The sequence below is a fragment of the Nocardioides cavernae genome (genome assembly GCF_016907475.1).
GTDB classification, from domain to species: Bacteria; Actinomycetota; Actinomycetes; order Propionibacteriales; family Nocardioidaceae; genus Nocardioides; species Nocardioides cavernae.
Genome location: NZ_JAFBCA010000001.1, coordinates 417,641 through 431,010 on the forward strand (window position 1 = coordinate 417,641; position 13,370 = coordinate 431,010).

The 13,370-nt window shown below is 66.3% G+C and carries 15 protein-coding genes; 3 read left to right on the plus strand and 12 right to left on the minus strand.

Annotation, left to right across the window (positions count from 1 at the left end; genetic code table 11):
• Positions 1-6 precede the first annotated feature (6 nt).
• Complete coding sequence (locus tag JOD65_RS01970) at positions 7-1,173, minus strand: substrate-binding domain-containing protein (RefSeq protein WP_191193997.1); 1,167 nt, start codon at positions 1,171-1,173, stop codon at positions 7-9.
• 60 nt (positions 1,174-1,233) lie between these two features.
• Positions 1,234-2,307: a phosphotriesterase family protein gene (locus JOD65_RS01975; RefSeq protein ID WP_191193996.1), complete on the minus strand. Its 1,074-nt coding sequence runs from the start codon at positions 2,305-2,307 to the stop codon at positions 1,234-1,236.
• 181 nt (positions 2,308-2,488) lie between these two features.
• On the opposite strand from JOD65_RS01975, the gene JOD65_RS01980 reads away from it, so the two are divergent.
• On the plus strand, positions 2,489-3,550 hold the full coding sequence (locus tag JOD65_RS01980) for a substrate-binding domain-containing protein (protein ID WP_191193995.1): 1,062 nt from the start codon (positions 2,489-2,491) through the stop codon (positions 3,548-3,550).
• A gap of 80 nt (positions 3,551-3,630) precedes the next feature.
• Here JOD65_RS01980 and JOD65_RS01985 read toward each other — a convergent pair whose 3' ends face one another.
• A complete protein-coding gene (locus JOD65_RS01985) occupies positions 3,631-3,966 on the minus strand; it encodes a hypothetical protein (protein ID WP_191193994.1) in 336 nt (111 codons plus the stop codon).
• Between the two features lie 259 nt (positions 3,967-4,225).
• On the opposite strand from JOD65_RS01985, the gene JOD65_RS01990 reads away from it, so the two are divergent.
• The gene (locus JOD65_RS01990) at positions 4,226-4,642 is read left to right on the plus strand and encodes a RidA family protein (protein WP_191193993.1); all 417 of its coding nucleotides are present in this window, start codon (positions 4,226-4,228) and stop codon (positions 4,640-4,642) included.
• Here JOD65_RS01990 and JOD65_RS01995 read toward each other — a convergent pair whose 3' ends face one another.
• The 9 genes from JOD65_RS01995 to mftA form a co-directional block, all read right to left on the minus strand.
• The gene (locus JOD65_RS01995) at positions 4,643-5,596 is read right to left on the minus strand and encodes an electron transfer flavoprotein subunit alpha/FixB family protein (protein WP_191195400.1); all 954 of its coding nucleotides are present in this window, start codon (positions 5,594-5,596) and stop codon (positions 4,643-4,645) included.
• A gap of 171 nt (positions 5,597-5,767) precedes the next feature.
• On the minus strand, positions 5,768-6,568 hold the full coding sequence (locus JOD65_RS02000) for an electron transfer flavoprotein subunit beta/FixA family protein (RefSeq protein WP_191193992.1): 801 nt from the start codon (positions 6,566-6,568) through the stop codon (positions 5,768-5,770).
• 87 nt (positions 6,569-6,655) lie between these two features.
• Positions 6,656-8,047 carry a mycofactocin biosynthesis glycosyltransferase MftF gene (mftF, locus tag JOD65_RS02005; protein WP_191193991.1) on the minus strand — a complete coding sequence of 464 codons (1,392 nt, stop codon included), beginning with the start codon at positions 8,045-8,047 and terminating at the stop codon, positions 6,656-6,658.
• Positions 8,044-8,829, minus strand: a complete 786-nt coding sequence (locus JOD65_RS02010) for a mycofactocin-coupled SDR family oxidoreductase (protein ID WP_191193990.1) — start codon at positions 8,827-8,829, stop codon at positions 8,044-8,046. Before JOD65_RS02010 ends, mftF begins: the two co-directional genes overlap by 4 nt.
• Positions 8,829-9,533, minus strand: coding sequence for a mycofactocin biosynthesis peptidyl-dipeptidase MftE (gene mftE, locus JOD65_RS02015; RefSeq protein WP_191193989.1), 705 nt, complete (start codon positions 9,531-9,533; stop codon positions 8,829-8,831). The genes JOD65_RS02010 and mftE overlap by 1 nt, the downstream gene beginning before the upstream one ends.
• An 11-nt stretch (positions 9,534-9,544) precedes the next feature.
• Positions 9,545-10,786 (minus strand): pre-mycofactocin synthase MftD, encoded by a 1,242-nt coding sequence (gene mftD / locus JOD65_RS02020; protein ID WP_191193988.1) that lies wholly within the window; start codon positions 10,784-10,786, stop codon positions 9,545-9,547.
• On the minus strand, positions 10,783-12,066 hold the full coding sequence (gene mftC, locus JOD65_RS02025; protein WP_191193987.1) for a mycofactocin radical SAM maturase: 1,284 nt from the start codon (positions 12,064-12,066) through the stop codon (positions 10,783-10,785). The genes mftD and mftC overlap by 4 nt, the downstream gene beginning before the upstream one ends.
• On the minus strand, positions 12,063-12,338 hold the full coding sequence (gene mftB / locus JOD65_RS02030; RefSeq protein ID WP_191193986.1) for a mycofactocin biosynthesis chaperone MftB: 276 nt from the start codon (positions 12,336-12,338) through the stop codon (positions 12,063-12,065). The genes mftC and mftB overlap by 4 nt, the downstream gene beginning before the upstream one ends.
• A 25-nt stretch (positions 12,339-12,363) precedes the next feature.
• Positions 12,364-12,465 (minus strand): mycofactocin precursor MftA, encoded by a 102-nt coding sequence (gene mftA, locus JOD65_RS23880; RefSeq protein ID WP_191193985.1) that lies wholly within the window; start codon positions 12,463-12,465, stop codon positions 12,364-12,366.
• A gap of 124 nt (positions 12,466-12,589) precedes the next feature.
• Between mftA and mftR the strand changes: the two genes are divergently transcribed.
• Positions 12,590-13,195 (plus strand): mycofactocin system transcriptional regulator MftR, encoded by a 606-nt coding sequence (mftR, locus tag JOD65_RS02040; RefSeq protein ID WP_191193984.1) that lies wholly within the window; start codon positions 12,590-12,592, stop codon positions 13,193-13,195.
• Positions 13,196-13,370 lie beyond the last annotated feature (175 nt).

The window sequence follows — 13,370 nt, forward strand, 5'->3', positions numbered from 1 at the left end:
GGCTCCTCAGCTGAAGAGGGCGGCGAGCTGATCGGGCGACAGCGTGGTGGACAGAATCGCGTCCGGCGGGAGATCCGGATTGCACTTGGGCTCGAGGTCGCCACCCTTCGTGGAGTCCTCCACGACGGTGTAGCCCATCGCGGTTGGCTCGTCGAGCTCGGTGCGATTGACCGCAGCGAGGAGACGGTGGCTGGCCAGACGCGAGATCCAGGTGCGAGAGGACTCGGTCATCAGCGCGAAGTCCGGGTTGTCCTTCGACAAGTCCTTCCACGTACAAGCCACGTCGTTGCCGTCCTGCACTGCCCAGGGCACGAGCGGCCTGCCAGCGGCCTGGAAGGCTCGCATCGCGCCGATCGAGCCGAGGCCGTAGTCGGAGATGATCCCGTCGACTTCGTCGTACTTGCTGAGCAGTCCGGCAGTCACCTTCTGGGTCTCTGCGGGATCCCAACCAGTGTCGATCGAGCCGCCCTCGAGGAGGGTCATCTCGGGGTGATCCTTGAAGACGTCGAGGATGCCGTCGGCGACCTTCTCGCTGAAACCGTTTCCGGGAGGGCCGCCCAGGAAGGCGACGTTGCCCTTGCCACCCAGCTGCTCGGCCATCCAAGTTGCCCAGTCCTGCCCGGCGACATACGGGGCGGACTGGTAGCCGGTGACGTCCGCGGTGTAGTCGACGCCGGGGTTCCCGCCGAGCTCGCCACCGAAGAGAACGACCGGGATGCCGCGCTGCATCGCCTGCTTGACCGTCGGGAGGGTGACGGGTCCTGGGTCGTTGTAGAGGGCGATGCCGTCGACACCCTTCGCGATCATGCCGTTGAGATCGGACTTGAGCTTCTCCGGGTCACCCTGGGCATCGGTGTAGATGACGTCGATGGAGTCACCACACTTGGCGACCTCGTCCTCGAACTCGGCCTTGACGATCTTGCGCCACGAGTTGCCCCCGTTGCTATCGGCGTAGCCCAGAGTCACCGGGGAGTCCGGGCATAGCGACGTCACGTCGACGAGCTGGTCCTGCGAGCCGACGACCTCGTCGGCCACGTTGGCCGGGTTGTCGGCCTGACTGGAGCCTCCGCCGCCTCCTCCGGACCCGTTGCTGGAGCTGCCGCAGGCGGCGAGCACGAGGGCGGTGGCGAAGAGGCCGGCGGTCCGTACGGTCTTCAGCGAGCGTGGTGCCATCGATCGAGCCTTTCTAGGGGGTGGTCCGAGAGTCGGCGGCGCGGCCGGGCCGCGGTGGGGCTACTGCTTGATGGTCAGCAGGCGCCGGGGGTTGTCGCGCGTGATGCGGTCAATGTCTTCGGCGGAGACGCCGTAGTCCTGCATGTAGTGGAGGACGTGATTGATGATGTGGTCGAAGCCATGGCCGCCCCAGTGGTGCAGCTGGATCTTGTATGCGACGTCGTGGGAGATCGTGATGCGGTCGGCGTAGCCGTCATCGACGAGCTCGGCAATCGCCTTGACGACCTCGATGTCGCGGGGCTCGCGGTAGCCGCCCGAGCGCTCGGGTGTGCCGAAGGTGCCCTTCGGCCAAGACTCCCAGTAGAACTCGCACCCGAACCGGTCGTAGGAAATGGTGGCACCGAAGTCGGCCATCGCGCGGGCATAGTCGGGGTCGGAGATGCTGTGGTAGACGTGTGCCATCACGACGCGCTCGAGGTCGGCGCCCCACGCTTGCAGCTTCTCCAAGATCCGCACGCCCTCCTTGCCGTAGGGCACGGGGGTGTGCACGCTCAGCGCGAGGCCGGTCTCCTGCTGAGCGATCACGCCGGCGCGGAGCATGCGCCACTCGACGTCATGGATGTCGTCGGACGTCCCGATCTCGCCGATGATGCCTGCCTTCACGTCGGTGCCGTCGACTCCGTCGCGCACTTCTCCAATCATCCACTCGGCGAGCTCGTCAATGGTCAGGTCCGCGACGCCGGGCGCCATAGCCGCGGCGGCGTAGTGGCCGGTCCCTACAACGATGTTCACACCACTGCGCTCCGCGACGCGCTTGATCGCCTCGGGACGGCGCCGCATCTCGACCGGGGTCTGGTCCACGATCGTGCGTCCGCCAACGGCGGTGTAGTACTCCAGCTCGGAGACAACGATGTTCTCGTCGTCGGCAGCGTCGCCGAAGGTGAGGTTGTCCCTGCTGATCACCGGATCCCGGCGCAGGTCCTCCAGGATCTCGATGTGGACGGGCTCGTGGGCGATCTTGCGCTTGCGCTCGTCGCGAGGTTCGGCCATCCACGCGGTGGTGTCGAAGAACAGGTGCTCGTGGGTGAGCGTGAAGCCGAGATCTTCCGCGGCAATCGGGCCTGTTGCGGTCATGACGACGTTCGGCAAATCCTTCTCCTTCGAGAATCAATCCACGATGCGAGCGAATGCTCGCTATGTAAACACCCCGTTGTCCCTTGGTCAAGGAGTCGTGTCGCTCAGCGACGCGCGGGGTTGACGTCGGTCGCCGGCACTGATCACACTGCGAGCCGTCGCCCGCATAGTGGATGGAGTCATGGACAAGCTCAGATCGCCCGCCGCTGTGACCGTGCCCGTCCACGGCAGCCACGAACAGCTCGCGTCCTTGGCCGAACTCAATCTCGACCGCGAAGTGAGGGTCGGACTGGCCGACGGCGCGGGTCGCAACGCCTGGCGACGAACGGTCAGGGCTGAGCTCGAGGACGAGATGTCTGGCTCGTCGTTCTTCACGCCACTTGCATTCCGGGACGCGGAGGGGGATCCAGTGCGTGCTTCGGCTCACATCGACGAACTGGCCGAAGTTGTCGATGTGCTCCTGGTGTACGCAGACTCGGGCTCCACTCTGCTTCCCGCCATCCAACGCGCCACGCGGCGAGGGGTGTACGTCGTGATCTTCGGCGGTGTGGTGGGCGGTCATCCGGGATCCGACTTCTTGGCATCCGTCAATGTCGGCGGCGGCGAAACCGTTGTCCGGCATGGTCGGCGCTACGGGAGTTGGGTTAGCCAGGCCGCGACGATGGCACACGGGACGGCGCCTGCAGACGGGGTCATCCTCCACCTCGGCGGCACCCGCGAAAACGCATACAGCGAGCTCGTTAACGCCGGCCTGCGCAAAGGCTCCTCAATCGCAGTCACTGACCCCGTTTCGACAGACTGGTCCGCGAAGGAGGGGACGGTTGCAGCACGAGAATCGCTGAAGACTTATCGGCGAGTCGTTGGGATCGTCTCGGAGGACTCGGCAGTCGCCTTGGCAGCCCTTCGGGAGTTCCGGCGAGTGGGCCACCCCCTGGTTCCATGCGCGACCCAGGACATGAACGGTCTTGCTCGCCTTTGGTACGAGTGCCGCGAGAACGAGCCGCGCTTCCAGCTCATGACCACGTCGTCACGGACATGGGTAGTTCGCGTTGCGTTGCGAAGGGGTGTCGCCGCCATCCTGGAAGCCGTGTGGTGGGAACCCACCGAGTTCGACTTCCCCGTTATCGAGGACACACTCAGTTCGCGGCCGCCTGTATGGCGGCCGGAACTGCCGGATGAGGCGATCAACTCGGCACTGGTGGACGCCTCTGTACTTCGGCGAGTGCTCGCCGAGGCGGAGTAGGTAGTGCCGGGGCTGGCGTCTCCAGGTGCACACACCGAGCTGCTTCGCGGGACGCGTCCGATTGGCGGGTTCCTGCAATCTCACTCCCCAGACGGCGAGATCGCGTCGACCTGAGTGCGGAGTGCGTCGATGACGTCCTGACTCGTGCCGCCCGGCGTTGAGGCGGCCACTGCCGAGACGAGCATCACGATCGCATTCGTCGCCCCTTGGAGGAGCCCGCTGACATCCACAGTGACCTGGTCGGACGACGGATCCTGCGCGATGGTGACCGCGTCCGCCGCGAGTAATCGCTGAACCACCAGTTCGGACTCCGCCAAACCTTCGGCTTCAGAGCGTCCCCACACCTCGATGGAGTCCAGCAAGATGTGGGCAGCCCGTCGAGCAGCTTCACTGATGAGTCCTGCGCCCTCGTCCATGTCTCATCCATCCTTCGTTGGCTAGACAGCGTTCACATCTCGCAGCGTCTATGCGCTGACATCGCGCGCCTGCTCTCGCAGAAGCTTTCCGAGGTGTACGGACCATACGCCGAGACGACATCTCGTATCACTGACTGATCTCGCGTAACTTTCACCGTACCGGCACGGTCTCCGTCGAGACCATCAATCAACTTCGTTCAACCCATCGGACGAACGTGCTTCCGATTGACGCCACCCGTCGATTTCTGAGGAGAACCCCATGAGCTGGCAGCGCAAGACTGTGACGGTGCCCTCCGAGCTGTTGACAGCCATCGAGGCCGAAAGCGAGTGGAGCGACGCGGTTGTCACAGGCCCGATGATCTACGCCGCCGGGCAGCTCGGTTGGGACAAGACGACTGGCGTTTTCGCGGAGGGCATCGAGGCTCAGGCGGAGTTGGCGCTTCAGAACGTCGAAGAGTTGCTCGAGCGCGCAGGAGCTTCGCTCAGTGATGTCGTGCACGTCCGTACATACCTGACGGACGCGAACGACTACCACCGCTACGAGCCTGTGTTCCAGCGATTCTTCCCCACAGATCCTCCGGCGCGCGTGTCCATCGTTGTCGCACAGAACATCCACGACGCACTCATCAACTTCGAGATCGTCGCCATCAAGACGGGCAGCACACAGTCGTACTGATCAGCCCTTGCGGGCGGTGATCCTCTCCGTCGCGGCGGGCAGGACCGTGTGGAGGTCGCCCACGACGCCGAAGTCGACGAGCTCGAAGATCGGCGCCTCGGGGTCCTTGTTGACCGCGACGATGGTCTTCGACGTCTGCATGCCGGCGCGGTGCTGGATCGCACCCGAGATGCCGTTGGCGACGTAGAGCTGCGGCGAGACCGTCTTGCCGGTCTGACCGACCTGGAAGGCGTGCGGCATCCAGCCGGAGTCGACCGCGGCACGCGAGGCGCCCACGGCCGCGCCGAGCGAGTCCGCGAAGCCCTCGACCGGCTCGAAGTTGCCGCCGGTGCCACGGCCACCGGAGACCACGATCGCGGCCTCGGTGAGCTCGGGACGCCCGGTCGACTGCCGCGGCTGGGTGGCGACGATCTGCGCACCCTTCGCCGCGTCGGACACGGTCGCAGCGAACGCCTCGACCGCGGCAGCGCCGTCAGCCTCCTCGGGGGCGGCCGAGTTGGGCTTGACGGTGATGATCGGCGTGCCCTGGGTGACCTTCGCCTGCACGGTGTAGTTGCCCGCGAACACGCTCTGCGTGGTCACGCCCGAGTCGGCGACGTCGACGGCGTCGGTGATCAGGCCCGAGCCCAGCTTGATCGCCAGGCGACCGGCGACCTCCTTGTTCTCGAACGTCGACGGCAGCAGGATCGCGGCCGGCGAGCTCTTCTCGGCCAGCTGCTGCAGCGCCTCGGCCTTCGGCGCGACGAGGTAGCCCTTGATCTGGGCGTCGTCGACGACGTAGACCTTCGCGGCGCCGTACTTCTTGACCTTCTCCGCCACGGCGTCGCCCTGCTCGGGCGAGCCGAAGAACACCGCGGACGGCTCGCCGAGGCGGCGGGCGATCGTGAGCAGCTCGTAGGTGGGCTTCTTGACCTCGCCGTCGGCGTGGTCGACTACAACAAGAACCTCAGACATGGACATCAGATCCCTCATGGGTGGCGTTGGCGTTGTTTGCTGTGTGGTGTTGGTAAGCCGGTCGCCACCGCTGTGTGTACGTCATTCATTCGGCCCGCACGGCATACGAGAACGACGATTTCAACAGTGGCGCCGGGCGGCTCATGGGACGGCTGTGGTGCGCGCCTGTCTTCAGATGAACTTCTTGGACGCGAGGAACTCGACCAGCGCAGTGGCGCCCGACCCGTCCTCGTCGGTGACGATCTCGCCGGCGGTGCGCGGCGGGCGGGCCTCGGTGTCCTCCACCTGTGACCAGGCGACATCGAGGCCGACATCGCCGGCGTCGACTCCCAGGTCGGACAGGGACCAGGTCTCGATCGGCTTCTTCTTGGCGGCCATGATGCCCTTGAAGGACGGGTAGCGGGCCTCGCCCGACTGGTCGGTCACCGACAGCACGATCGGCAGGGTCGCGCCGATGACCTCGGTGGATCCCTCGTTGTCGCGCTTGATGCGCACCTGGTCGCCCTGCGACTCCACCACGGAGGCGAGGGTGACCTGCGGGAGGCTGAGGCGCTCGGCCAGCATGGCGGGGACGACGGAGCCGGAGGCGTCGGTCGAGGCCATGCCGCAGATCACGAGGTCGGCGCCGGTGTCGGCCTTGATCTTCTCGATGGCCTTGGCCAGCACCAGCGAGGTGGCGATGTAGTCGGAGCCCGCGATCGCGTCGTCGACGACGTGGACGCCGGAGTCGGCACCCATCTGGAGCGACTTGCGCACCGCGTCGACGGCCTTCTCGGGCCCGACGGTGAGCGCGGTGACGGTGATCTCCTCGCTCTCACGCTTCTCCCGGAACTGGAGGGCCTGCTCGACGGCGTACTCGTCGAGCTCGGACAGCAGGCCTTCGACGCCGACGCGGTCGACGGTGTTGTCGTCCTCGAACTTGCGATCGGCCGTGGCGTCCGGCACGTACTTCACACAGACAACAATGTTCATCTCGCTCCTGGGATTGAGGCTCGGTGCTATCCAGACGATAACGCGACCTAGGTCACTATGCGAACATCTGCTCACCAATCGAGCTGGCTATGAACCCGGACGCCGGACCATCAAGCACCTCGCACTGCCGGCTCGCAGAGCACCCCACCAAAGCCCGGCGCCGTAAGCCAGGTCATCGGCACGCCTCGCCGCGAGCACGGTGACCGCACCTACTCCCGGTCGCTCGCGCATGAAAAGGGCGATATCCACCAGGAGCGCCGCAACGAATGCTCGCCGAACAGACCTGCTGACGAGTAGCGCCAGCAGCGTCCCAGGCCACCAGTGCCGGAGGATCAGAGCGGACTCCTGCTGCACCGCCCATCCCAGGCCGCGCAGCGACAGTCGGAAGGCGAAGGCGCGGCGGTCCTGGTCCCGGTCCAGCGGAAGAGTCCGGTGCAGGAGCCGAGCGCTCACCGCCACCGACATAGCGGCAACCGGCAGGGACCACTTGCGGCGGACCAGCAAAGCGAATGCGCCAACCGCCATCACGGGCGAGAGGGCTGCTGGGGCTACGCGATCGCCATGTCGGCGCGCGAGGTCGCCGCCACCGGTGCCGTAGACGAACTTGCGTCCGAGCCATCCGCGCACCGTCGGTCGTACGTCGTGCCGTGCAACGACTGTGGGGTCGTACCGAACGACCTGACCGCGATCATGGAGACGCCAGACCAGATCGACGTCCTCGCCCACGCGCATGTGCGCGTCAAACCCGCGGCCCAGAAGGGAGGTCCGACCCACCAGGCACGCCGAGGGCAACCATCCGACTGCCGCCCCCGGGCGCACTTGAGCGCCGCGCGACCCAAGATCGAGTGACGATGCGGCCACGTCGTACCGCTCGAACCAGCGCGGTCGCTCAGACCCGCAGGATCCTCGGACCGCCGGTCCGACCAGTGCCAGCCGGGGGTCCGTGCAGTGGCGGGCCAGCATCTGCAACGCTAGCGCCGTGACAGTCACGTCCGAGTCCACGAACGCGACCAGTTGAGTCGTGACCTGCTTGAGCCCGACGTTCCGCGCACCTGCGGGACCCACGTTCACGTCCAGGCGCACGTACTTCGCCTCGAACCGATCGGCGACGGTCCGGATTGCTGCGGCATCGAGCGAGGCGTCGTCAACGACGATGGCCTTCAGGGGCCGCAATGCTTCCAAGCATCGCTCGAGCTGAGCAGAACGGTCTCGCACCGGGATGACGACTGTGATGTCTGACGCCGCGACCGGCTGCCGCGGCAGCACGGGATCGGCGACATTTCCATCAAGCAGCTGACGAGCGAGCCGCCCGGTCGCCGTGTCCACAACCTCGAGCACGCCCTGTGACAGCAGCGCCACGGCGCGAGGGGTCATGCGCACAACGCGTACGGGCGATCCGCCGAGAAGCACACGGCCGCCGTCCACACGCCTGACGTCGGTGCGCAGCTCCACCCTGAAACCGACGGGCAGCTCCGTCACGGCGCAAAGCCTCCATCTGCGTGGATCACCGAGCCGTTGACGACTGAATCGCGGCCGCAGCAGTAAGCCACCGCGGACGCTACCTCCTCAGGGTCAAGAACTCGCCCCAACAGCTGGTTGGCCGCGAAAGCTTGAACGTCGGTCATGCCGTACAGGCGAGCGGTGGCTGCAAGCATCTCGGTTGCCGTGGAGCCGGGCGAGACCACGCAGGCCGTGGCACCGGTGCCAACGAGGTCAGCTGCCAACCCCTTCACCAACCCGACAACGGCGTGCTTGGACGCGCTGTAGGCGGCCAGTCGGTGAAGTCCGAAGGTGCCCGCGGCGGAGGCGACAGCGACGAACCTCGCCGTCCCCGCGCTCGGGCCGTCCAACATCACGGGAACCGCCGCCCGCGCCGTATTCCACACGCCTTGCACGTTCACGTCCCACAGGTGACGCACCACGCGATCATCGGTCTCCCACAACGGGGCACCACCGGCAATCACGCCTGCCGCGGCGACGGCGGCATCGAGTCGTCCCCACCGCTCGACGGCGACCTCTACTGCCCGTGAAAGAGCGGCGAGATCACGGACGTCCGCAACGAAGGCCACCGCCGCACCGCTGCTGTCCGAGATCACACGGTCGAGGTCGTCTCGCGAAGCGAGTGCATACGACACCTCACTGTTCTCGCCAGCGCATGAGTCGACAGCGACCACCCGGTGACCCTCTGCGACCAGACGGCGCACGGTGGCGGCGCCGATCCCACGAGCAGCGCCAGTGACCAGGATGACCCTCGGGGCCATCAACTCGCGCCAGTCTTGTCCAGCGACCGAATCAAGGCTCGGCTGATTTCATCCACCATGCCGTTCAGAATGGCGTGTCCCTCTTCGGCGGTGGCTCCGGCAGGATCTCCGAGAACCCCGTTGGGGGAGACCGCCCGGACTCCGCCTGACCGCATCAACGGCATCAGCTCGTGCAGCGTTCCCGTGTTGCCAACTGCGGCGTGTTCGATCCGCACATCCCACGGTTTCAGATGCAGCATCAGCGAGGTCTCCGTGCGCCCGGCGTGAAGATCGAACGCCTCGGTCCGGCACGGCATCCAGGAGACGGTGTGGCCTTCCTCCGTCAACTGGTCCACCGCAGGACCGACGGACCCCACGTTGCCTCCGTGAGCGTTGATGAAGACGACTTGGTCGGCCCAGTTGCTCATTGACCTGCCGAGCTCGATCAACACGTGCCGCAGCACGTTGATTCCGATCGAGCTCGTGCCCGCGAAGCTCTGGTGCTCACCGCTCGCCCCGTAGCAAACGGCGGGAGCCACCATCACCGTGTGGCCCGCGTCGCGCAGCCGCTGAGCCGCACCAGTTGCGACACTGGTGGCGATCACGGTGTCCGTGTCGAGCGGGAGGTGCGGGCCATGCTGTTCGATCGATCCCACGGGCACCAGTACGACCGCATTGGCCGGGACGGTCGTGGTCGCGGCGCTGCTCAGCTGAAAGCGGTACATCAGTCCGATACCTAGGGTGCGACGCTGGCATCCGCGACCGCGCCGAGGGCACGATCGAAGTCCGCCGGTACGAGCAGGTGCGCGTGACGCAGCTCGGTTGTCGAGCTCAAGGCCAGCCCGCGCAGCGCACTGTCGATTCCGCCGGACATGACGTCGAGGACGTTCTCAACGCCGGCCTGACCGTTGGCGGCCAGTCCCCACAAGTAGGCACGGCCGATCAGCACTGCCTTCGCGCCAAGCGCGAGTGCCTTCACCACGTCGGACCCGCGGCGAACGCCACCGTCCATGACCACGTCGATCTGATGTCCGACGGTCTGGGCGATCGGGCGCACCATGCGAATGGCCGCGGGAGTGCCGTCCAAGTTGTTGCCCCCGTGGTTGGACACCGAGATTCCGTCAACGCCCACATCGACGGCGCGGCGTGCATCGTCAATCCGGCAGACACCCTTCAGGACGAAGGGCGTCCCAGAGATCTGCTTCCATGTGTCCCGCATCCATGCCACGTCGTCCCACGTGGGGGGCGGGGTCGTCATCCACTCGTAGTAGGCACCGAAGAAGGTAGGAGCCTCGCCACCGGGAGGCGCGAGATTCGGGGCCGAGAGATCGGGAAGCTTGCCAGTCTGGCGGTACTGCTGGCCGAACTGCCACATCCATCTCGGCTTGGTCACCACCTTCGGAGCCAAGCGCACCATCGCCTTCAGATCCACCTTCTCCGGGATCTCTGGGCTACCCCAGTCGCGCCCCATGGAGAAGGACCAGTCGAGCGTGGCAATGAGGCCCTTCGAGCCGGCTTCGTGAGCCCGCTGCATTCGTTGCACCATCGTGTCCTGGTCGCCGGTCCAGTACATCTGGAAGAACGTCGTCGCCCCGGTGGCGGTGACATCCTCGACCGACTTGGAGGCGAAGTTCGACAAGCCCATGATGGTGTTGCGTGCCGCCGCGGCGCGCGCGACCGCCACCTCCCCATCCGGATGTACGGCTTGGACGCCGGTGGGGCTGAAGATGACCGGCAAGCCGATGTGCTGACCGAAGACAGTCGTGTCCATCGTCCGAACTGGCTGCTGACCAACGACGTGCGGCGCGAGTCCGAGCTCCGCGAATGCCGCCTCGTTGTCCTCAACGCTCTGGCCTCGCTCGGATCCAGCCACGAGGGCCCCATAGACGGGCGCCGGAAGGCGCTTCCGTGCCCGCGCCTGCGCTACGGCGACCGACTCGAACCAAGGATTCTGCCTCCAGGGGTTCTCGAGCTTCATGAGCAACAGCCGTTCGTGGAGTGGGATGTGGAGGAGGACTGATCGATGTCAGGGTTGAAGCCCGCCAGCGGACTTTCGGCGCAGGCGCTCACCGGAGGGCGCGTCATCAGCGTGAGCATCACGGGCTGGTTGCGGGTGGGGGCGGCCTTGGAGTGGTCCTGGCTGGCAGGAGGGATCGTGCGCTCGCCGGCGAGCGCCTGCTCGCCGTAGCCCTGCACGCACTCGGGGTCGGGGCCGTCGAGTGGCAGGCCGGTGAAGAACTTGGCGGCCATGCACCCGCCGCGGCACGAGTCGTAGAACGTGCACTTCGCGCAGGCGCCACCGGTCTGCGGCGAGCGGAGCTCCTGGAACAGCGGTGAGGTCTGCCAGACCGCCTTGAAGCCGCCGTCGGCCAGCAGGTTGCCGGCGTGGAACTGGTCGTGGATCGCGAATGGGCAGGCGTAGACGTCGCCGATCGGGTCGATCAGGCAGACCACGCGGCCGGCCCCGCAGAGGTTGAGGCCCGGGAGTGCCTCGCCGAAAGCGGCGAGGTGGAAGAAGGAGTCGCCGGTCAGCACGCCGTCGCCCTTGGCCATCAGCCAGTCGTAGAGCTCGCGCTGCTGGTGCGGCAGCGGGTGCAGCTCGTCCCAGACGTCAGCACCGCGGCCGCTCGGGCGAAGGCGGGTCAGCCGCAGGGTGGCCCCGAAGCGGTCCGCGAGGGCCTGAAAGTCGTCGAGCTGCCCGATGTTCTGCCGCGTGCAGACCACCGAAATCTTGGCGTCGGTGAAGCCAGCGTCCTGGAGGTTCTGCAGGGCGGTGAGCGCGGTGTCGTAGGACCCGGGGCCGCGTACGTAGTCGTTGACCTCGGCGGTGGCGCCGTCGAGGGAAATCTGCACGTCGACGTAGCCGTTGCAGGCCGGAGAGGCGAGGAACGCCGCGCGCTCGGGGGTCAGTCGCACGCCGTTGGTGGAGAACTTCACGCCGACCTGGTGGTCGACCGCGTACTGCAGCAGATGCCAGAAGTCGGGGCGGATCGTCGGCTCGCCGCCGCCGATATTGACGTAGAAGACTTGCATCCGCTGGAGCTCGTCGATGACGGCCTCACACTGCTCGGTGGTGAGCTCGCGGGGGTCGCGGCGGCCGCTGCTGGACAAGCAGTGCGCGCACTCGAGGTTGCAGGCGTAGGTGAGCTCCCAGGTCAGGCAGATCGGGGCGTCGAGGCCCAGCTCGAACTGCTCGACGAGCGAGCCGCCGCTGGGGCGCGGGGCCGGGGTGGCCGGCCGAATGGGGGTGATGGTCATTCGGACATCTCCTCGGCGCGGGGGCGGATCATGTCGGTTCTCGCGAGGCCCGCGAGTGCCTGGGCGTAGGCCGCGTGCTGGGCTTCAGGAACGCCCGATGCGACGAGAGCCGAGCGAACGTTGGGCTCCGTGTCCAGGGCCCGGACCACCGCCACCAGTTCTGGCCGCTTCAGGAACGTCAGCTTCCGGTTCCCGAAGTGGTAGGCCAGAGCGCCAAACGGCTCCGGCCGTAGTGCGACCGAGGGCGACAGGGCCCACGGCTCGTCCAGCATCGAGTCCACTTGTCCGCCCCGCGGTTTAGTAGACGCCGCACATGCCGTCGATGGATACCTCTTCGATGAGGTCCTCGGCGACGAGTTCGTCCTGACGGTCGGTCTGCTCGAGCTGCTGCTTGTTCACTGTCTCGCTCCTGTCTTCAACGTTGTGGTTCGCGACACAATAATGGCATTGACTGCCTTTATTCAAGACCTTCTTCGTCGCATGCAGGTAGGCGGCTGTAGCCGCCGCGATAGGTTGCGTAGTCGTGACGAAGTCGACGACGCGTCCTGCGGGCCGCGGGAGGCCCATTGTCACGTCGCACGCAGAGATCGAGCGCCGCGCTTTCGAGCTCTTCGGCGAACGTGGCTTCGCCGGAACGACCATGGCCGACATCGCGCGCGAGGTCGGCGTGGGAACGCGCACCTTGTTCCGGTACTACCCGTCGAAGAACGACATCCCCTGGGGCCAGTTCGACCAGACGCTGATCCACTTCCGACGCCTTCTGACGTCGCAGTCCGAGGTGATACCAGTCCACGAAGCAGTGCACCGGGCGGTTGTGGAGTTCAACAGGTTCCCTGCTGACTCTCAGCCATCTCACCGCGATCGCATGCGGCTCATACTGAGGACTCCCGAGCTCCAAGCGCACTCGGTCTTGAAGTACGCCGAATGGCGCATCGTCATCGCTGACTACGTAGCGTTGCGGCTGGGCCAGGACCCGGGAGGCTGGCTGCCGCTCGCGGCCGGACATGTCTCGCTAGCACTCGCTCTGACTGCCTACGAGCGATGGCTGGACGATCCCGACGCCGACATCGTCGACGCCGTGGAGCAGTCGATGGCCTCGTTGAAGGACTACCTCCAGGCTGCCTCCTGACCGCTTTAGACGCTCAACCAAGCATCGACTCACGACCGCTGTGCGATCGCGACGCGTCTTGGGGCCTCCGACGTCCGTTCGGCCGGTAGCCGCGGAACCGCCAGACGTCCTGTCCGTCTCCTCGCGCAGACTCATCTTGGGGCCGCATTGGGGCCACACGCCTACCTCGATCTAC

Bases quoted from the DNA above. Each gene is read 5' to 3' on its own strand.
- JOD65_RS01975 (WP_191193996.1), bottom strand. From the start codon at position 2,307: ATGACCGCAACAGGCCCGATTGCCGCGGAAGATCTCGGCTTCACGCTC.
- mftC (WP_191193987.1), bottom strand. From the start codon at position 12,066: ATGACCATCACCCCCATTCGGCCGGCCACCCCGGCCCCGCGCCCCAGC.
- mftB (WP_191193986.1), bottom strand. From the start codon at position 12,338: ATGCTGGACGAGCCGTGGGCCCTGTCGCCCTCGGTCGCACTACGGCCG.
- mftE (WP_191193989.1), bottom strand. From the start codon at position 9,533: ATGTACCGCTTTCAGCTGAGCAGCGCCGCGACCACGACCGTCCCGGCC.
- mftD (WP_191193988.1), bottom strand. From the start codon at position 10,786: ATGAAGCTCGAGAACCCCTGGAGGCAGAATCCTTGGTTCGAGTCGGTC.
- JOD65_RS01980 (WP_191193995.1), top strand. From the start codon at position 2,489: ATGGACAAGCTCAGATCGCCCGCCGCTGTGACCGTGCCCGTCCACGGC.
- JOD65_RS01995 (WP_191195400.1), bottom strand. From the start codon at position 5,596: ATGTCTGAGGTTCTTGTTGTAGTCGACCACGCCGACGGCGAGGTCAAG.
- JOD65_RS01970 (WP_191193997.1), bottom strand. From the start codon at position 1,173: ATGGCACCACGCTCGCTGAAGACCGTACGGACCGCCGGCCTCTTCGCC.
- JOD65_RS01990 (WP_191193993.1), top strand. From the start codon at position 4,226: ATGAGCTGGCAGCGCAAGACTGTGACGGTGCCCTCCGAGCTGTTGACA.
- JOD65_RS01985 (WP_191193994.1), bottom strand. From the start codon at position 3,966: ATGGACGAGGGCGCAGGACTCATCAGTGAAGCTGCTCGACGGGCTGCC.
- JOD65_RS02000 (WP_191193992.1), bottom strand. From the start codon at position 6,568: ATGAACATTGTTGTCTGTGTGAAGTACGTGCCGGACGCCACGGCCGAT.
- JOD65_RS02010 (WP_191193990.1), bottom strand. From the start codon at position 8,829: ATGGCCCCGAGGGTCATCCTGGTCACTGGCGCTGCTCGTGGGATCGGC.